The organism is Haemophilus aegyptius (assembly GCF_900475885.1).
GTDB lineage: Bacteria > Pseudomonadota > Gammaproteobacteria > Enterobacterales > Pasteurellaceae > Haemophilus > Haemophilus influenzae.
In genome coordinates this window covers 1,548,205-1,565,508 of record NZ_LS483429.1, presented here as the reverse complement: position 1 = coordinate 1,565,508, position 17,304 = coordinate 1,548,205, and the positions used below count along the sequence as shown (strand labels likewise).

Genomic DNA, 17,304 nt, shown 5'->3' with positions numbered 1-17,304 from the left:
GTAAGATTTTAGAATTTTACTGTGGTTTTTGTTTTATTTAGTAAAAGGAAAAACAATGCAACAAATTCCAATGACTGTGCGTGGCGCAGAACAATTACGTGAAGAATTGGATTTCTTAAAAAATGTACGTCGTCCAGAAATTATTAAAGCCATAGCAGAAGCACGCGAGCACGGAGATTTAAAAGAAAATGCAGAATATCACGCAGCGCGTGAGCAACAAGGTTTTTGTGAGGGGCGTATTCAAGAGATTGAAGGTAAACTTGGTAATGCTCAAATTATTGATGTCACAAAAATGCCAAATAATGGTAAAGTGATTTTTGGTGCAACAGTTGTACTTGTAAATACAAATACAGACGAAGAAGTCACTTATGGCATTGTAGGCGATGATGAGGCTGATATTAAATCTGGTTTGATTTCGGTTAATTCACCAATTGCGCGAGGTTTAATTGGTAAAGAATTAGATGATACCGTTAATATTACAACGCCTGGCGGTGTCGTTGAATTTGATATTATTGAAGTGAATTATATTTAAATAAAAAAGTGCGGTTAAAAATGGCCGCACTTTTGTTGTTATTTGCGTGGAAGCTGAATTTTTGCTTCTTCGCTTGGGCGATAAAGCACCAAAATATGCCCGATAGTTTGTACTTGTGCTGCTTTAGTTTCACGCACAATCGCATTGATAATAAGTTGTTTTGTTTCACGATCTGCACCAGCAACTTTTACTTTAATGAGTTCGTGATGATTAAGTGCATTTTCAATTTCAGCAAGTACACCTTCGGTTAAGCCATTTCCCCCAAGCATAACGACTGGGTTAAGATGGTGCGCAAGACCTTTTAAAAATTGTTTTTGTTTGGTTGATAAGGTTGTCATAAGGATTCCTAATAAAAAAGAGCGGTTGATTTTCTCAATGTTTTTTACTGATTTCAATCAGCTTCGGCTTGAATTTGACAGATTGTATCCAAATATAGGCGAAACGACTACAAAAAAATAGAAGATTATGGGAAAGAAAAAACGTTCAGCGAGTTCTTCTCGTTGGCTGAATGAACATTTTAGTGATCAATTTGTGCAAAAAGCACATAAGCAAAAGTTGCGATCACGTGCTTATTTTAAGATTGATGAAATTCAGCAAACGGATAAATTATTTAAACAGGGAATGACCGTGGTTGATCTCGGCGCAGCACCAGGCGGTTGGTCACAATACGTAGTAAGCCAAATTGGTGGCAAAGGTCGAGTGATTGCTTGTGATATTTTAGAAATGGCTCCCATTGTAGGCGTTGATTTTCTACAAGGTGATTTCCGTGATGAAAATGTTTTGAATGCTTTATTAGCACGCGTAGGCGAAGATAAAGTTGATGTTGTGATGTCTGATATGGCTCCCAATTTTAGTGGAATGCCATCAGTGGATATTCCACGTGCAATGTATTTGGTCGAGCTTGCTTTAGATATGTGTAAACAAGTCTTGGCAAGCAAAGGAAGTTTTGTTGTTAAAGTCTTTCAAGGGGAAGGCTTTGATGAATATTTAAGAGAAACTCGTTCTTTATTTAATGTGGTAAAAGTGCGTAAGCCTGAAGCATCACGTGGACGATCTCGTGAAGTATATATTGTGGCAACAGGCTATAAAGGATAATTGCTTTGATAGCTTTTCATTGCTAATGATGTGTAGTATCTTGTGACGAAATTTTTTAACTTAGGAAAGGTAGGTTAGACTTTGAACGATATGGTCAAAAATCTAGTGCTTTGGGTGGTAGTGGCAGTCATTATGATGACAGCATACCAAAGTTTCAATTCATCTTCGGTAGAAAATTCTACTGATTATACAACCTTTGTTTACGATGTAAGCAACGGACAAGTGACAGCGGCACGTTTTGATGCCAATGAAATTACGGTAACGAAAACCGATGGTTCTAAATATTCAACCGTAATGCCACCACTTGAAGACAAAAAATTGCTTGATGATTTATTAAGCAAAAAAGTCAAAGTGGAAGGCACGCCATTTGAAAGACGTGGTTTTTTATCCCAAATTTTAATTTCTTGGTTCCCAATGTTATTCCTTGTTGGTGTATGGGTATTCTTTATGCGTCAGATGCAAGGCGGTGGCGGCAAAGCGATGAGCTTTGGTAAAAGCCGAGCCAAAATGTTGAATCAAGATCAGATTAAGGTGACTTTTGCGGATGTGGCTGGTTGCGATGAAGCAAAAGAAGAAGTGGGCGAAATCGTTGATTTCTTGCGTGATCCGAATAAATTCCAAAATTTGGGCGGTAAAATTCCAAAAGGTATTTTGATGGTAGGGCCTCCAGGTACTGGTAAAACTTTACTTGCTCGTGCGATTGCGGGAGAGGCAAAAGTTCCATTCTTCACTATTTCTGGCTCTGATTTCGTAGAAATGTTTGTAGGTGTTGGTGCATCACGTGTACGTGATATGTTTGAACAGGCTAAGAAAAATGCACCTTGCTTAATCTTCATTGATGAAATCGATGCAGTGGGTCGCCAACGTGGTGCGGGCTTAGGCGGCGGACACGATGAGCGTGAACAAACCTTAAACCAAATGCTAGTTGAAATGGATGGCTTTAGCGGTAATGACGGCGTAATTGTTATTGCAGCAACTAACCGTCCAGATGTGCTTGATCCAGCTTTAACCCGTCCAGGCCGTTTTGACCGGCAAGTAGTTGTTGGCTTACCTGATGTGAAAGGTCGTGAGCAAATCTTAACAGTGCATATGCGTAAAGTGTCTGTTGCGCAAGATGTTGATGCAATGACGTTAGCGCGTGGTACGCCGGGCTATTCTGGTGCAGATTTAGCAAATTTAGTCAATGAGGCGGCTTTGTTTGCTGCTCGAGTGAATAAACGTACGGTAACCATGCTTGAGTTTGAAAAAGCGAAAGATAAAATCAATATGGGGCCAGAGCGTCGCACTATGATTATGACGGATAAGCAAAAAGAATCCACTGCTTATCATGAAGCAGGTCACGCCATTGTGGGTTATTTAGTGCCTGAACACGATCCTGTTCACAAAGTGACGATTATTCCTCGAGGACGTGCCTTGGGTGTAACATTCTTCTTGCCTGAGGGCGATCAAATTAGTATTAGCCAAAAACAATTAGAAAGTAAGCTTTCTACCTTGTATGCGGGGCGTTTAGCGGAAGATTTGATTTACGGCGAAGAAAATATCTCAACAGGTGCATCAAATGATATTAAAGTCGCAACTAATATTGCGCGTAATATGGTAACGCAATGGGGATTCTCTGAAAAGTTAGGTCCGATTCTTTATACAGAAGATGAGGGCGAGGTTTTCTTAGGTCGTTCAATGGCGAAAGCGAAACATATGTCAGATGAAACTGCGCATTCGATTGATGAAGAAGTGCGTGCAATTGTAAATCGCAACTATGCGAGAGCAAGAGAGATTTTGATCGACAATATGGATATTCTTCATGCGATGAAAGATGCGTTAGTCAAATATGAAACCATTGAAGAAGAGCAAATTAAACAATTGATGAATCGCGAACCTGTCACACCGCCATCAGGTTGGGGAGAGCCGAAAACTCAGCAGGCTGCTTATGCAAATTCAACAACGAATGATACAAAGCCCGAAAGTGCGGTAGAAAATACCGATGATTTTAATGTTTAACTCATCAAAGCCTTTCTTCGGAAAGGCTTTATTTTTTCCTAATGATTTTGTTCTTGGATGTATTTCGCTATAATCGCCCACCAAAATCACTCTAAAAATTAACCGCACTTTATGAAACTTTACGCAAATAATAAATGTCTTGATTTAAGCGTGCCTCAAATTATGGGGATTCTTAATTTTACGCCTGATTCTTTTTCTGATAGCGGACAGTTTTTTAGTCTAGATAAAGCACTTTTTCAAGTGGAAAAAATGCTAGAAGAGGGGGCGACAATTATTGATATTGGTGGTGAATCTACACGTCCAAATGCGGATGAAGTTTCTGAACAAGAGGAATTGCATCGTGTTGTGCCAGTAGTGGAGGCGGTGAGAAACCGTTTTGATTGCTGGATTTCTGTTGATTCCTCAAAAGCAATTGTGATGCGTGAAGCGGCAAATGTTGGAATGGATTTGATTAATGATATTCGTGCTTTGCAAGAGCCGAATGCGTTAGAAACGGCGGTAAAACTGGCTTTACCTGTTTGCATTATGCATATGCAAGGGCAACCTCGCACGATGCAAGCAAATCCTTATTATGAAAATGTCGTGCAAGATGTATTGGCTTTTTTACAAAAACGTACTAATGAATGCCTTTCTGCTGGCATTAAAAAAGAAAATTTAATTTGGGATATGGGCTTTGGCTTTGGCAAATCTGTACAGCATAATTATCAATTATTACAAAATCTGAATGAATTTTGTAAGAATGGCTATCCAGTATTAGCGGGATTATCTCGCAAATCAATGATTGGCGCAGTGCTTGATAAACCTGTTAATCAAAGAATAATTGGCAGTGCGGCAGGCGCACTTATTGCAGTGCAAAAAGGCGCAAAAATTTTACGCGTACATGATGTTGCTGCAACATCAGATATGCTCAAAGTTTGGCAGGCAACAGCAAATGCCTGATGGTTTTATAACGATAAAAAATTAAAGGAATTTTATTATGGTAAATCGTAAATATTTTGGAACAGATGGTGTTCGTGGAAAAGTAGGTGCTTACCCAATTACACCAGATTTCGCATTAAAATTAGGTTGGGCTGCGGGAAAAGTGTTGGCTTCTCAAGGTTCGAAAATGGTTTTAATCGGTAAAGACACCCGAATTTCTGGATATATGTTGGAATCAGCCCTTGAAGCAGGTTTAGCCGCTGCGGGGTTATCCGCTGCATTTACTGGCCCTATGCCGACACCTGCAATTGCTTATTTAACCAGAACTTTCCGAGCTGAAGCAGGTATCGTGATCTCAGCCTCTCATAATCCTTATTATGATAATGGCATTAAATTCTTTTCAGCAAAAGGCACTAAATTACCTGATGAAATTGAAGAGGCCATTGAAGCAATGTTAGAACAACCTATGGATTGTGTGGAATCTGCCGAATTAGGTAAAGCAAGCCGTATTAATGATGCAGCAGGACGCTACATTGAGTTTTGTAAAGGGACATTCCCAGCACACTTAGGCTTGGAGGGTTATAAAATCGTGGTAGATTGTGCAAATGGTGCAACCTACCATATTGCCCCTAATGTACTAAGAGAACTTGGTGCGGAAGTCATTGAAATTGGTACGGATCCAAATGGTTTGAATATTAATGAAAAATGTGGTGCAACTGATGTAACTGCATTGCAAGCTAAAGTTGTTGAAACGAAAGCTGATGTTGGCTTAGCTTATGATGGCGATGGCGACCGCATTATGATGGTCGATCATTTAGGAAATAAAGTCGATGGCGACCAAATTCTCTTTATTATTGCGCGTGAAGCATTGCGCTCAGGTCAATTAAAAGGCGGTGTCGTTGGCACCTTAATGAGTAATATGAGCTTAGAGATTGCGTTGAAAATGCTTGGTGTTCCCTTCTTACGTGCAAACGTGGGAGACCGTTATGTATTGGAAAAAATGGTTGAAAATGATTGGACGCTTGGGGGTGAGAATTCTGGACATATTATCATTGCGGATAAAAATACAACGGGCGATGGCATTGTTGCGTCATTGGCTGTATTGGCAGCGATGGCACAGCATAAATTATCATTAAATGAATTAGCGAGTGCGGTTAAATTATTCCCTCAAGTGTTAATCAATGTACGTTTTGCAGGTGGGGAAAATCTACTTGAAAATGATGCTGTAAAATCTGTTGCCGCAGAGGTTGAAAAACGCTTAGAAGGTAAAGGTCGTATTTTATTGCGTAAATCTGGTACGGAACCACTTATTCGCGTTATGGTGGAATGCCAAGATGCTGAACTTGCACAACAATGTGCAGAAGAAATTGCAGAAGCCGTGAAAAAAATTAATTAATTTTTGACCGCACTTAGTAAAGTGCGGTTTATTTTTATAAAGTTTTTAGGAAAGCAAAATGAACATTTTTATTATGCGTCACGGCGAAGCGGAAGTGATGGCTAATAGTGATAAAGCTCGCCATTTAACTGTTTATGGTTCTAAACAGGCTTTTTTACAAGGGCAGTGGTTAAAACAGCATTTAAGCACGCTAGTAATTAATTCACTAGACCGTATTTTAGTGAGCCCTTATGTCAGAGCTCAAGAAACCTTTCATCAAGTTAATCAAGCGTTTGATTTGGAGTTAGAAAATAAATTTGAAATTTGGGAGGGGATTACGCCTTATGGATATGCACATTCCGTAATTGATTATTTAGAAGTGCTAAAAAACGAAGGTGTTAAATCTGTATTGATTGTTTCCCATTTGCCCTTAGTGGGAGAAATTGTTGCTGAACTGTATGGAAAACGAAATCCAATATCATTTTACCCTGCAACTATTGCTCAATTATTATGGGATGGTAATAAATCAGAAATATTGATGCATCAAGCATCTCCTGTAATTTATTTAAAATAAACTATTCTTTTTTTTACAAAAAATAAAATTTTTATTGGTTTTTATATAATCTATTAAAAATCAATATCTTAGATGTTGTTTTATAAAGTAATCTTTTTAAAGAAAGGTAAAGTTTTACTATTATTGTTTTTCTTTTTATGAAAATTCCCGTAAACTAAACTGCATCAAAGTAATAGGGCTTTGTAATAATCAAATTATTCTATGGAGAAAATAATGAAAAAATTAACATTAGCATTGGTTTTAGGTTCAGCTTTAGCAGTGGCGGGTTGTTTTGATAAGCAAGAAGCAAAACAAAAAGTTGAGGATACGAAACAAACTGTAGCATCAGTCGCATCAGAAACAAAAGATGCTGCAGCTAATACAATGACTGAAGTAAAGGAAAAAGCACAGCAGCTTTCTACAGACGTGAAAAATAAAGCAGCAGAGAAAGTGGAAGATGCGAAAGAAGTAATTAAATCAGCAACAGAAGCAGCATCAGAAAAAGTAAATGAGATGAAAGAAGCAGCATCAGAAAAAGCAAGTGAAATGAAAGAAGCAGCATCAGAAAAAGTAAATGAGATGAAAGAAGCAGCATCAGAAAAAGCAAGTGAAATGAAAGAAGCTGCATCAGAAAAAGTAGGCGAAATGAAAGAAGCAGCATCAGAAAAAGCAAGTGAGATGAAAGAAGCTGCATCAGAAAAAGTAGGCGAAATGAAAGAAGCAGCATCAGAAAAAGCAAGTGAGATGAAAGAAGCTGCATCAGAAAAAGTAGGCGAAATGAAAGAAAAAGCAACTGAAATGAAAGAGGCGGTTTCAGAAAAAGCAACTCAAGCAGTAGATGCAGTGAAAGAAGCGACAAAATAATAGGTTTAATTTAAATAACAAAATCCCTGTTAAAGAAATTTAACAGGGATTTTTTATAGATTAATCCAATTTGATTTTTACAAATAATATCCCGCTATTGAGCTATATACCGCATTTTCACTTTGCAGCACTTGATATTTTGCATTCAAAATCGCAAGTTGTGATGATTTTTCCGTATTGGCTGCAACTAACCATTCGCGCAATTCGGATACGCCCGCATTATAGCGGTTTCGATAATATTGCGTGATACGCTGATTGTAACTATGGGTTTGCTGTAAATTACTTAATGTACTTTGCGCTTGGGTAAATGCGAAATAGTTGGTATCCACATTATTGAGAGCCGTGGTAATACGTTGTTCGTAATTTAAACGAGCTGTTTCATAGTCAGCTTCAGAAATTTTAACGTTCCATTTTACGGTGTTCCAATTTAAGAATGGCAAGCTAATTCCTACAGTGCCAGCAGCCACAGGGTTATGTAACGCCGTACCAACCGTGCTTGCTGTTGAAGAAAGGCTTGCACCTAAATTAACCTCTGGGAACCAACTTTTTTGAGTTGCTTTGGCATTTTTGAATGCACTGCTTAAACGGAATTGTGCTGCTTTTACATCAGGACGATTTGCAATCACAGATACTGGTACATTCAAGTTCACCCCAGCAATTTTCACATTCATAATGTGAGGGAACGTGATATTTAATGCTTCATTTGGTTTTAGGTTGAGAAGATTACGCAGTGTTTGTTCTGCTGTTTTGCGTTGGGTTTCAAAATTTAATTTGTTATTACGCGCCATTAATATGGCTTGTTGTGCTTGATCAACGCTGGCTGTATCAGCCACGCCTTGCGCTAAACGCGTTTGCATAATATTGCCAATATCCGTGTAATATTTGATCGTTTCGTTGGTTGTGCTAATTGCATCATTTAAATAAGCAATTTGATAATAAGTTGTTACTACAGAATTGATTAATGATAAACGAGCCGATTCCATATCTTCTGCAGTTGCTTTGTGCGACCATTCCGCCGCATCAACAGTATTGGCCAAACGTTGCCACAGATCTAATGTATAGCTCACATTTAAAGAACCTTTGTGTGAAATGGCAGAGTTTGTACTGATATCAACTCGACGTTGTGCCGCAGATGAAGTTGAACCATTAAATGCAGGCACTAAATTTGCACCCACTAAATTCGCACTATAAAGCGCACGGTTTACCGCCACGGCTGCTTTAGCTAAATCTTTGTTGTTTATTAATGCTTGTTCTACTACGCGATTTAATTGCGCATCATCATATAACGACCACCAATTTTCTTTTACATTATATTGCTTGGTAATTTCTTCATATTGCTTGTAATCTTCAAGGCTTGCTTGATAAGAATCGCCAATATTGGCACATCCCACCAATGCACCAGACATCAACAAAGCAAGCGTGATATTTTTCATTTTAAACATTGAATTTTCCTTTCTACGAACTAAAAAGTGCGGATGATTTTAACCGCACTTTTTTATTTATAAAATAAATATTGTGACTTTTATTTATAATGAATGTTTGTTCAGAGGCAAGTATTTTAAAGTTAAATATTGGAATTTGCACGAAAAAATTTGTATTTCCTTTACATCAATTTATTTAACGTAAAGTCACGCTTCTTTTTTGTTTTATCCTAGGAGGATATAATATGTTTTATTACAATTCTGAAAGCAAGCAATGCTAATCTTTTCTTTTCATCTGTCAAGCTAACCACGACAGCTTCACTTATCAGCAGTTTGCTGATCTCTTCTCAAGCCTTTGCGGCGAGTGACAATTCAATTAGTACGAATTACGGCATTAAAGAGTTTGGGGCGTATAGCCTGATCATTGGTAATTTAAAGAATAATACAATTAATAGTAAAAAAGCCGAAGACTTTAGGACTTACAAAGATGGTATATATAATACAGTATTGGGGGTGTCAAATAAGGTTGAAGGTTCATATAACATTGCTATAGGTTATGAAAGTGAGGCTAAAAATGAAACTGGTACTAATGAAGTAGAAAATGCTATTGCTCTAGGTAACAAAGCAAAAGCTAAATATAACAACTCTATTGCTGTAGGATATAGTTCAGAAACTACAAGAGAAAATGAAGTTTCTTTTGGTAGAGAAGGTACAGAAAGATATGTTGCTAATGTAAAAACAACCGAAAAAGACACTGATGCAGTAAATAAAAAACAAATGGAAGATGGCGATGCAAAAACTTTAGCAGATGCAAATCAATATACCGATCTCAAATTAGGCACGTTACAAACTCAAATGAATAATTTCCAATCAGGCTTTAACGAGTTAAATGGCAAATTAGGGAAATTAGACAGTAAATTAGAACGTGGTTTAGCAGCAGCTAACGCCCTTTTTGGTTTAGTATTGCCACAAGTGGTTGGAAAAGCGAGTTTTTCTGCTGCGGTGGGCGGTTTGTAATGCGATGGCAATTGGTGTCGGCTACACAAGCAAATATCATGTTAAAAAGCGGTATCAATTATTCTTTTCTTAAACACCTGATTTTTTCCTAACTTCGAAAAATAGATTCAATGTAAAATTTTTCATTTTAAATTTCCTTTTTTGAGTGTAAAAATAGCTACCTTAGTTTGTTAAAAGAAGTGAGTTTCATTTCTTACATAAGTTTTAAAGGAATTAAAATGAATGTTATTTCTGATCTTGAGCTTCAGCAAATTCGCACTCAAATGCTGACATTTGCACAATTGCAAGTAAATCAAGCCGATCTTGCTGAAGATTTAGTACAAGAAGCTTTTTTAAGTGCATTCAAAAATCTCGCTAATTTTAAGCGTCAATCTGCATTTAAGACTTGGATTTTTGCGATTCTTAAAAATAAGATTATTGATTATTTACGTCAGAAAGGGCGGTTTGTTTTAGAAAGTGAACTTGAAGATGAAAATACTAATAATTCATTTTTTGATGAAAAGGGGCATTGGAAACCAGAATATCACCCGAGTGAATTACAAGGCGAAGAAGAAACGGTTTATTCCGATGAATTTTGGCTGATTTTTGAAACTTGTTTGACTTGTTTACCTGCTAAACAGGCAAAAATTTTTATGATGCGAGAGTTTTTAGAGCTTTCATCTGAAGAAATTTGTCAAGAAACACATTTAACTTCGTCTAATTTACATACCACCCTTTATCGGGCTCGTTTACAGTTGCAAAACTGTCTTTCAAAAAAACTTTAGGAGAAAATTATGCGTTGTCACCAAGCCACTCGAATGATTTCCGAATCGCACGAACGTTCATTAGATATACAAGAAAAAGTTGGGTTAAGAGTTCATTTAGTTACCTGCCCACATTGTCGTCGTTTTCAAAGAAATTGCAAAACCTTAAGCGAGATGATGAAGCAATTTAGGGATGCCGAACCATCTATAGAATTAACTGATAGGTAGCAAAAAATAAGCGGTTGAATTTGCAAAATATTTTACAGCTTCAACCGCTTATTGTTAAAAATACTTTATTTCACTTTTCTAATAATGAAATCATTTTTCTAAGCGTTTCTAATTCTTTTTCTTTCTGCGCTAATAATTCATCTTTATGAATAAGTTGTAATTTTAATTTTTCAATTTCAAACATTATAGAGTGATCACCGCTATAATAATTTGCAGAAGTATTATTTCCATTTTTATTCATAAAGAAGATAACACCTTTATCATTATCAACAAGATCAGATAAACTCACATTAAATATCTGAGCAATTTGCACTAATTTATCGTATTGTAGGCGAGTTTCACCTCGTTCAATCTTGGCATAACCACTTGGCGACATATTCATTTTCTCAGCCATATCTTCTTGCGATAATTGACGAAGCTCTCTCATCATACGAATTTTATCGTGCATTCCCATCTAAATTTAATCCTTTCGAAATTGAGCAATTTTTGCCGAAATTAGGTGCTATTTTGTCCTTTTTGTTGCTGTTTTTGCTGGTTAAATTTCCATAAAATTTACCCGCATTTACTTATGCAACTGATGTATTTTCACACATTTAGAGGTCTTAATCTATGAAAAAATTACTTATTGTAACTATGTTATCTACTTTAGCACTATCAGCTCAAGCTCAATGGTATGTTCAAGGCGATTTAGGTGCTTCAAAAATTGATATTACTGATTTAAATAGTTCAGACAGTCCATCTTTTACCCAACGAATTAGTGTTGGCTATGCTTTTGATAAGAACTTTCGTTTAGCCGTAGATTATACAAACTACGGAAAAGTAACTGCAAATTATGCTGATGTTGCAGATGTATCTCTTAAAGGTAAATCATTAGGCTTCACTGGTTTTTATGATTTTGACTTAGCCGATTTCAAACCTTATGTTGGTGTCCGTGTATCTGCCAATGAAGGGGATGTAACTGCAAATGCAGGATATTATCGCATAGATTTTGCAACCGGAACGAGCATAGGCATTGGTGCATTAGCTGGTGTTCAATATAAATTAACTGATAACGTGGCACTTAATACTAATATTGAATATAACCATTTAGCCTCAGATGTTTCTGATGTGGGCGTTAAGGCTGGTTTACGTTTTAGTTTCTAATGGGTATTTTGTGAAACAGTTATTTGCAAGAGCATCAATTATAGGGGTAGCGTTATTACTTTCAGCTTGTGCAACCGTTCCTATGGCTTCTGTTGAAGAAAGTAATACCGCCAAACAATTCAGATCTCCCGAAAAAGGAAATTCAGGATTATATATCTACCGTGATTCTTTTATAGGAAAAGCTTTAAAGAAAGATCTCTATATTGACGATAAATTTATAGGTGAGTCTGCTCCTGATGTATTTTTTTATAAAACCATTAAAGCGGGAGAGCATAAAATTTCAACTGAATCCGAATTCAGTAATAATGATTTAAACATTAAAACTGAAAGTGGTAAAAACTATTTTATTCGTCAATATATTAAATTTGGTGTATTTGTAGGCGGTGCAAATTTAGAACAAGTTTCTGAAGAAGAAGGTAAGAAGGCTATTTCTAAACTAAATATGGCAGTAAGTCATTAAAATTCTGCTCTAACAACATCATTTTATTTAAACAAGACTAAGTCTATATTTAATTTAGACTTAGTCTTTTTTATTTAAAATTCCCCTCTTATTTTCTACCACAATTCAAACTTAAGTAAAAAAATCTGTAAGAAATCGGATTATCCGCCGTCTAACCTTATGTAACGTTAATTTTCACATCATAAGGAAAAACAATGAAACTATCAAAAACATTTCTATTTATTACCGCACTTTGCTGTGCAGCACCAACTTTAGCAATACAAAATTCAACATCATCATCTGGAGAACAAAAAATGGCAATGGAAAATACACAAAACATTCGAGAAATTTATCTTGCTGGCGGCTGTTTTTGGGGTATGGAAGCATATATGGAGCGTATTCACGGTGTGAAAGATGCGATTTCTGGCTATGCAAATGGTAATACAGAGAAAACCAGTTATCAGATGATTGGGCTAACCGATCACGCAGAAACGGTAAAAGTCACTTACGATGCAAACCAAATTTCGTTAGATAAATTGCTTAAATATTATTTTAAAGTGATTGATCCAACCAGCGTAAACAAACAAGGTAACGACCGTGGTAGACAATATCGCACAGGGATTTATTATCAAGATGGAGCAGATAAAGCGGTGATCGAACAAGCACTCACCCAGCTTCAAACCAAATATAAAAAACCAGTACAAATTGAGGTGCAACCACTTAAAAATTACATCGTAGCAGAAGAATATCATCAGGATTATTTGAAGAAAAATCCAAATGGCTACTGCCATATTGATATTACCAAAGCTGATGAACCTGTGATTGATGAGAAAGATTATCCGAAACCGAGTGATGCAGAACTCAAAGCGAAATTGACACCGTTGCAATATTCCGTTACTCAAAATAAACATACTGAACGCTCTTTTAGTAACGAATATTGGGATAACTTCCAACCTGGTATTTATGTTGATGTCACTACAGGCGAGCCTGTTTTCTCTTCAAATGATAAATTTGAATCAGGTTGTGGCTGGCCAAGTTTTACGAAACCGATCATTAAAGATGTAGTGCATTATGAAACTGACAACAGCTTCAATATGCAACGTACCGAGGTGTTAAGTCGTGCGGGCAATGCCCATTTGGGTCACGTTTTTGATGACGGTCCGAAAGATAAAGGCGGTTTGCGTTATTGTATTAACAGTGCATCAATTAAATTTATTCCGTTAGCAGAAATGGAAAAGGCAGGATATGGATATTTGATTCAATCCATTAAAAAATAAGGGGAGACAGGATGTTAGATCAACAACTCCTTATTGGAACTGTATTTTTAGCGGGGCTTGCTTCTTTTCTTTCGCCTTGTATTTTCCCGATTATTCCAATTTATTTTGGTATTTTGAGTAAAGGCGGTAAAAAAGTCCTAAATACTTTTTTATTTATTTTAGGGCTTTCCCTTACATTTGTCAGTTTAGGCTTTAGTTTTGGTTTTTTAGGGAATATTTTATTTAGTAACACCACCCGCATTATCGCTGGCATTATTGTGATTATTTTGGGTATTCATCAACTTGGCATTTTCAAAATTGGTTTGTTGGAACGCACAAAATTGGTGGAAATAAAAACATCAGGAAAATCAACCGCACTTGAGGCATTTGTGCTTGGTTTAATCTTTAGCCTTGGTTGGACACCTTGTATTGGCCCGATTTTGGCTTCCGTGTTAGCTTTATCAGGCGATGAAGGATCCGCACTTTACGGTGCATCAATGATGTTCGTTTATGTTTTAGGCTTGGCAACGCCGTTTGTATTATTTTCATTCTTCTCAGACAGCTTGCTAAAACGTGCTAAAGGGTTAAATAAACACTTAGACAAATTTAAAATCGGTGGCGGAATTTTAATTATCGTGATGGGTATTTTATTGATTACGAATAATTTTTCGTAAAACATAACCTCAACAAAAGAAATTTATAAAAGGAAAAAGCAATGAAAAAACTATTATCAATATTTCTAATGGCATTCAGCCTAAACGCTTTTGCACAAACTAATTTGGCGGATGTGCAACTCAAAGATTTAAACAATCAGCCAGTTACTTTAAGCCAATATAAAGGCAAACCCGTGTATGTAAAAATGTGGGCATCTTGGTGTCCGATTTGTTTGGCAGGATTAGCTGAAATTGATGATTTAAGTGCGGAAAAAAATCGCAATTTTGAAGTGATTACCATTGTTTCGCCCGATCACAAAGGCGAAAAAGACACCGCTGATTTTATTGAGTGGTACAAGGGATTAGAATATAAAAATATCACGGTGCTTTTAGATGAAAAAGGCGAGATCATTGATAAAGCAAGAGTGCGTGGCTACCCGTTTAATCTCTTTTTAGATAGTGATTTAAACCTGAAAAAAACCGTACCAGGACATTTAGGTGCAGAGCAAATTCGAGTGTTTGCTGAAAAATAACGATGACAAGCGGCTTATTTTTAAGCCGCTTTTTATTTCCAATTTGATGGCTTGTTAATTTTAAGCGAAAGGAAAAGGGAAATCAGATGATTTCCCTTATTTTTACGTTATCGTTACTTTTTCCAAATAACGTGAAATTCGCGATCTTCTTCTCGGTGAGAAATTAAGAATTTAGTAAAGACATCATTCATTTCATCTTGCTCATTGACTAAGCCCACCCATACTTCAGCGTATTCTTCTGGGTCAATCAGTACACCAATTTCTTCTTCCCAATCATCGGCGGTTTCAACAAATTCTACACCACCGCGTTCTTCAAATTGTAAGTTGAATAGAAGAATATCGGCAGGATCTAAATTTTCCCCAGCCATTTCTAAGAAAATATCGTAAGCAATATCAATGGCTGTATCTGGATCAAGTTTTTTAATTTCTGTTGCCATAGTGTTTTTATAGTAAAGGTTATGGTTAATAAAAGTGCGGTTAAATTTCTTTCTCTTTTTAAGCGTTTTATTCCATATTGGTTGGAAGTTTAATTTCTCGGATATTCATCGAAAAACCGTCAATCATCAATAAGCGTCCACACAAATTCTTACCGATTTTTAACCGCACTTTAATCGCTTCTAAGGCTTGAATACTGCCAACAATGCCGACGATTGGTGCAAGCACGCCTGCTTCCACACAGCTTAATATATTTTGTCCAAATAATTTGCTGAGATCACGATAAGTCGGCGTATTCGGTTCATAAGTGAAAACGGAAACCTGACCTTCCATCCGAATCGCTGCGCCAGAAATAAGTGGGACTTTTGCATTATTACATTGGCGATCCAATTGATTACGGATTTCTACATTGTCTGTACAATCTAAAACAATATCAAAGTGCGGAATGATTTCAGCGAGTTTTTCTTCATCTAATTTCGCATTAATGGTCTCAATTTTTATATGTGGATTGATTTGTTTCAGTGCAATTTTAGCTGACTCTACTTTGGGCATATTTAAGCGTGCATCACTGTGCAAGACTTGGCGTTGAAGATTTGAAAGAGAAACTGTGTCGAAATCCAACAGTGTTAAATTGCCAATGCCTGCCGCAGCGAGATATTGACTGGCTGCACAGCCTAAGCCGCCAAGCCCAACGATCAGCATTTTGCTTGCTTTGAGTTTTTCTTGCCCATAAAAATCTATGCTTTTAAGAATAATTTGGCGGTTATAACGCAATTCTTCTTCGTGACTAAGTTCGATCATTTGTTATCCTAATAAATGATTGAAAGGCTCAATTGTCACTGTTTCGCCCGCAGAGACATTGCCACGTTCTTGTTCTAACACGATAAAACAATTGCTTTTTACAAAAGCACTAAAGAGATGAGAGCCTTGAAAACCTACTGATTGCACTTCAATTTGACCTTGTTCATTGATGTAATAAAAACCCCGTTGGAAGTCTAAACGTCCCACTGCTTTTTTCAAATTCATTGTAGCAATGGCTGAAAAGTGCGGTGGTTTTTTCCATTGTTTTTGGCCTTGAAGTTTAGCGATTAATGGCTGAACAAGTTGATAAAATGTTACTAATGCGGAAACAGGATTGCCGGGTAAACCACAGAACCAAGCATTTTCTAATTTACCAAAAGCGAATGGTTTGCCCGGTTTGATTGCAATTTTCCAGAAATTTACTTTGCCTACTTTTTCCAATACCGCCTTAGTGAAATCCGCTTCACCAACGGAAACACCGCCACTGGTAATCACTAAATCGGATTGGCTTTGTGCGGCAATAAATGCTTTTTCAAATTCAGCTTCGTTATCAGGTAATAGTCCTAAATCAATGACTTCACAGTGTAGTTTTTCGAGTAATAATTTTACAGTGAAACGATTGGTATCGTAGATTTGCCCACTTTGTAATGGTTTGCCAACTTCCACAAGTTCATCGCCAGTTGAGAGTACACCGACTTTTAATTGACGATAGCATTTTACTTCTGCAATGCCTAGAGAGGCTAATAATGGCAAGGAAACTGGGGTAAGCGGTGCGCCTTGTTCTAATACCACATCGCCTTTCTTTACATCTTCACCAATACGACGGATGTTTTGATTTGGTTTAGGTAATTCACTAAAAGTGACGGTGCCGTCTTCATTGAGTGTTACTTGCTCTTGCATTATCACTGCATCTGCGCCTTCAGGAATCATCGCGCCAGTCATAATTCTGACCGCACTTTTTGAGGGCCATTCTTCTTGGAATGGATTACCTGCAAAAGATTTCCCTGCCACTGAAAGGGTTAAAGATTGTTGTAAATCCGATAAACGTACAGCATAACCATCCATTGCTGAGTTATCGAAAGAGGGAATATTGATAGGCGAAATAATATCTTCTGCACAAATTCGATTGGCGGCTTCTTGTAAATTTAGGTATTCAGTTTGAGTCGGGAAGGGAAGCTGTTCAAGTATTTTCGAGCGAGCTTGATCCAATGTAAGCATAGAAAATCCTTATTTGATAAAATTTGTCAGCTATTCTATATCTAAAGCCTAATTCATTCAAATTTGCAATTTTTCTCATTTT

The 17,304-nt window shown here is 36.9% G+C and carries 21 protein-coding genes; 15 read left to right on the top strand and 6 right to left on the bottom strand.

Translation table 11 applies throughout. The features are described 5' to 3' along the window. The first annotated feature begins 55 nt into the window (after positions 1-55). A complete protein-coding gene (greA, locus tag DQN49_RS08220) occupies positions 56-532 on the top strand; it encodes a transcription elongation factor GreA (protein ID WP_006995971.1) in 477 nt (158 codons plus the stop codon). Positions 533-570: 38 nt separating this feature from the next. Here greA and yhbY read toward each other — a convergent pair whose 3' ends face one another. Beyond that, complete coding sequence (gene yhbY / locus DQN49_RS08215) at positions 571-870, bottom strand: ribosome assembly RNA-binding protein YhbY (protein ID WP_005650404.1); 300 nt, start codon at positions 868-870, stop codon at positions 571-573. 127 nt (positions 871-997) lie between these two features. Between yhbY and rlmE the strand changes: the two genes are divergently transcribed. The 6 genes from rlmE to DQN49_RS08185 all read left to right on the top strand — a co-directional run bounded on the left by rlmE (position 998) and on the right by DQN49_RS08185 (position 7,335). Next, positions 998-1,627: a 23S rRNA (uridine(2552)-2'-O)-methyltransferase RlmE gene (rlmE, locus tag DQN49_RS08210; RefSeq protein WP_006995972.1), complete on the top strand. Its 630-nt coding sequence runs from the start codon at positions 998-1,000 to the stop codon at positions 1,625-1,627. A 90-nt stretch (positions 1,628-1,717) separates the two neighbouring features. Next, on the top strand, positions 1,718-3,625 hold the full coding sequence (gene ftsH / locus DQN49_RS08205; RefSeq protein WP_032826281.1) for an ATP-dependent zinc metalloprotease FtsH: 1,908 nt from the start codon (positions 1,718-1,720) through the stop codon (positions 3,623-3,625). 111 nt (positions 3,626-3,736) lie between these two features. Then, entirely contained in the window at positions 3,737-4,564 is an 828-nt protein-coding gene (gene folP / locus DQN49_RS08200) for a dihydropteroate synthase (protein WP_006995974.1), read from the top strand. A gap of 37 nt (positions 4,565-4,601) precedes the next feature. Then, positions 4,602-5,939, top strand: coding sequence for a phosphoglucosamine mutase (gene glmM, locus DQN49_RS08195; RefSeq protein ID WP_006995975.1), 1,338 nt, complete (start codon positions 4,602-4,604; stop codon positions 5,937-5,939). 58 nt (positions 5,940-5,997) lie between these two features. Then, entirely contained in the window at positions 5,998-6,492 is a 495-nt protein-coding gene (sixA, locus tag DQN49_RS08190) for a phosphohistidine phosphatase SixA (RefSeq protein WP_006995976.1), read from the top strand. Positions 6,493-6,705: 213 nt separating this feature from the next. Beyond that, entirely contained in the window at positions 6,706-7,335 is a 630-nt protein-coding gene (locus DQN49_RS08185; RefSeq protein ID WP_032826282.1) for a histone, read from the top strand. Between the two features lie 77 nt (positions 7,336-7,412). Here the strand turns inward: DQN49_RS08185 and tdeA are convergent, their stop codons facing one another. Then, positions 7,413-8,777: a toxin/drug exporter TdeA gene (gene tdeA / locus DQN49_RS08180; RefSeq protein ID WP_006995978.1), complete on the bottom strand. Its 1,365-nt coding sequence runs from the start codon at positions 8,775-8,777 to the stop codon at positions 7,413-7,415. Positions 8,778-9,089: 312 nt separating this feature from the next. On the opposite strand from tdeA, the gene DQN49_RS08175 reads away from it, so the two are divergent. The 3 genes from DQN49_RS08175 to DQN49_RS08165 all read left to right on the top strand — a co-directional run bounded on the left by DQN49_RS08175 (position 9,090) and on the right by DQN49_RS08165 (position 10,744). Continuing rightward, complete coding sequence (locus DQN49_RS08175; protein ID WP_006995980.1) at positions 9,090-9,773, top strand: Hep_Hag superfamily protein; 684 nt, start codon at positions 9,090-9,092, stop codon at positions 9,771-9,773. Positions 9,774-9,991: 218 nt separating this feature from the next. Continuing rightward, positions 9,992-10,537 (top strand): sigma-70 family RNA polymerase sigma factor, encoded by a 546-nt coding sequence (locus DQN49_RS08170; protein ID WP_005652768.1) that lies wholly within the window; start codon positions 9,992-9,994, stop codon positions 10,535-10,537. Positions 10,538-10,546: 9 nt separating this feature from the next. Then, positions 10,547-10,744 carry an anti-sigma factor family protein gene (locus DQN49_RS08165; protein ID WP_005693910.1) on the top strand — a complete coding sequence of 66 codons (198 nt, stop codon included), beginning with the start codon at positions 10,547-10,549 and terminating at the stop codon, positions 10,742-10,744. Between the two features lie 70 nt (positions 10,745-10,814). Here DQN49_RS08165 and DQN49_RS08160 read toward each other — a convergent pair whose 3' ends face one another. Next, positions 10,815-11,198 carry a helix-turn-helix domain-containing protein gene (locus DQN49_RS08160; RefSeq protein ID WP_006995982.1) on the bottom strand — a complete coding sequence of 128 codons (384 nt, stop codon included), beginning with the start codon at positions 11,196-11,198 and terminating at the stop codon, positions 10,815-10,817. Between the two features lie 155 nt (positions 11,199-11,353). Between DQN49_RS08160 and DQN49_RS08155 the strand changes: the two genes are divergently transcribed. The 5 genes from DQN49_RS08155 (at position 11,354) to DQN49_RS08135 (ending at position 14,768) form a co-directional block, all read left to right on the top strand. Then, positions 11,354-11,887 carry an opacity family porin gene (locus DQN49_RS08155; RefSeq protein ID WP_006995983.1) on the top strand — a complete coding sequence of 178 codons (534 nt, stop codon included), beginning with the start codon at positions 11,354-11,356 and terminating at the stop codon, positions 11,885-11,887. Beyond that, entirely contained in the window at positions 11,841-12,347 is a 507-nt protein-coding gene (locus DQN49_RS08150) for a DUF2846 domain-containing protein (protein ID WP_050789038.1), read from the top strand. Before DQN49_RS08155 ends, DQN49_RS08150 begins: the two co-directional genes overlap by 47 nt. A gap of 194 nt (positions 12,348-12,541) precedes the next feature. Next, positions 12,542-13,603 carry a bifunctional peptide-methionine (S)-S-oxide reductase MsrA/peptide-methionine (R)-S-oxide reductase MsrB gene (msrAB, locus tag DQN49_RS08145; protein ID WP_006995985.1) on the top strand — a complete coding sequence of 354 codons (1,062 nt, stop codon included), beginning with the start codon at positions 12,542-12,544 and terminating at the stop codon, positions 13,601-13,603. A gap of 11 nt (positions 13,604-13,614) precedes the next feature. Next, on the top strand, positions 13,615-14,256 hold the full coding sequence (locus DQN49_RS08140) for a cytochrome c biogenesis protein CcdA (protein ID WP_006995986.1): 642 nt from the start codon (positions 13,615-13,617) through the stop codon (positions 14,254-14,256). Between the two features lie 41 nt (positions 14,257-14,297). Then, on the top strand, positions 14,298-14,768 hold the full coding sequence (locus tag DQN49_RS08135; RefSeq protein WP_006995987.1) for a redoxin domain-containing protein: 471 nt from the start codon (positions 14,298-14,300) through the stop codon (positions 14,766-14,768). 113 nt (positions 14,769-14,881) lie between these two features. Here the strand turns inward: DQN49_RS08135 and DQN49_RS08130 are convergent, their stop codons facing one another. The 3 genes from DQN49_RS08130 to moeA all read right to left on the bottom strand — a co-directional run bounded on the left by DQN49_RS08130 (position 14,882) and on the right by moeA (position 17,222). Next, positions 14,882-15,205: an HI1450 family dsDNA-mimic protein gene (locus DQN49_RS08130; protein ID WP_006995988.1), complete on the bottom strand. Its 324-nt coding sequence runs from the start codon at positions 15,203-15,205 to the stop codon at positions 14,882-14,884. 67 nt (positions 15,206-15,272) lie between these two features. Next, positions 15,273-16,004: a molybdopterin-synthase adenylyltransferase MoeB gene (gene moeB, locus DQN49_RS08125; RefSeq protein ID WP_006995989.1), complete on the bottom strand. Its 732-nt coding sequence runs from the start codon at positions 16,002-16,004 to the stop codon at positions 15,273-15,275. A 3-nt stretch (positions 16,005-16,007) separates the two neighbouring features. Beyond that, positions 16,008-17,222, bottom strand: a complete 1,215-nt coding sequence (gene moeA, locus DQN49_RS08120; RefSeq protein WP_006995990.1) for a molybdopterin molybdotransferase MoeA — start codon at positions 17,220-17,222, stop codon at positions 16,008-16,010. Between the last annotated feature and the right edge of the window lie 82 nt (positions 17,223-17,304).

Bases quoted from the DNA above. Each gene is read 5' to 3' on its own strand.
- greA (WP_006995971.1), top strand. From the start codon at position 56: ATGCAACAAATTCCAATGACTGTGCGTGGCGCAGAACAATTACGTGAA.
- yhbY (WP_005650404.1), bottom strand. From the start codon at position 870: ATGACAACCTTATCAACCAAACAAAAACAATTTTTAAAAGGTCTTGCG.
- rlmE (WP_006995972.1), top strand. From the start codon at position 998: ATGGGAAAGAAAAAACGTTCAGCGAGTTCTTCTCGTTGGCTGAATGAA.
- ftsH (WP_032826281.1), top strand. From the start codon at position 1,718: ATGGTCAAAAATCTAGTGCTTTGGGTGGTAGTGGCAGTCATTATGATG.
- folP (WP_006995974.1), top strand. From the start codon at position 3,737: ATGAAACTTTACGCAAATAATAAATGTCTTGATTTAAGCGTGCCTCAA.
- glmM (WP_006995975.1), top strand. From the start codon at position 4,602: ATGGTAAATCGTAAATATTTTGGAACAGATGGTGTTCGTGGAAAAGTA.
- sixA (WP_006995976.1), top strand. From the start codon at position 5,998: ATGAACATTTTTATTATGCGTCACGGCGAAGCGGAAGTGATGGCTAAT.
- DQN49_RS08185 (WP_032826282.1), top strand. From the start codon at position 6,706: ATGAAAAAATTAACATTAGCATTGGTTTTAGGTTCAGCTTTAGCAGTG.
- tdeA (WP_006995978.1), bottom strand. From the start codon at position 8,777: ATGTTTAAAATGAAAAATATCACGCTTGCTTTGTTGATGTCTGGTGCA.
- DQN49_RS08170 (WP_005652768.1), top strand. From the start codon at position 9,992: ATGAATGTTATTTCTGATCTTGAGCTTCAGCAAATTCGCACTCAAATG.
- DQN49_RS08165 (WP_005693910.1), top strand. From the start codon at position 10,547: ATGCGTTGTCACCAAGCCACTCGAATGATTTCCGAATCGCACGAACGT.
- DQN49_RS08160 (WP_006995982.1), bottom strand. From the start codon at position 11,198: ATGGGAATGCACGATAAAATTCGTATGATGAGAGAGCTTCGTCAATTA.
- DQN49_RS08155 (WP_006995983.1), top strand. From the start codon at position 11,354: ATGAAAAAATTACTTATTGTAACTATGTTATCTACTTTAGCACTATCA.
- DQN49_RS08150 (WP_050789038.1), top strand. From the start codon at position 11,841: ATGTTTCTGATGTGGGCGTTAAGGCTGGTTTACGTTTTAGTTTCTAAT.
- msrAB (WP_006995985.1), top strand. From the start codon at position 12,542: ATGAAACTATCAAAAACATTTCTATTTATTACCGCACTTTGCTGTGCA.
- DQN49_RS08140 (WP_006995986.1), top strand. From the start codon at position 13,615: ATGTTAGATCAACAACTCCTTATTGGAACTGTATTTTTAGCGGGGCTT.
- DQN49_RS08135 (WP_006995987.1), top strand. From the start codon at position 14,298: ATGAAAAAACTATTATCAATATTTCTAATGGCATTCAGCCTAAACGCT.
- DQN49_RS08130 (WP_006995988.1), bottom strand. From the start codon at position 15,205: ATGGCAACAGAAATTAAAAAACTTGATCCAGATACAGCCATTGATATT.
- moeB (WP_006995989.1), bottom strand. From the start codon at position 16,004: ATGATCGAACTTAGTCACGAAGAAGAATTGCGTTATAACCGCCAAATT.
- moeA (WP_006995990.1), bottom strand. From the start codon at position 17,222: ATGCTTACATTGGATCAAGCTCGCTCGAAAATACTTGAACAGCTTCCC.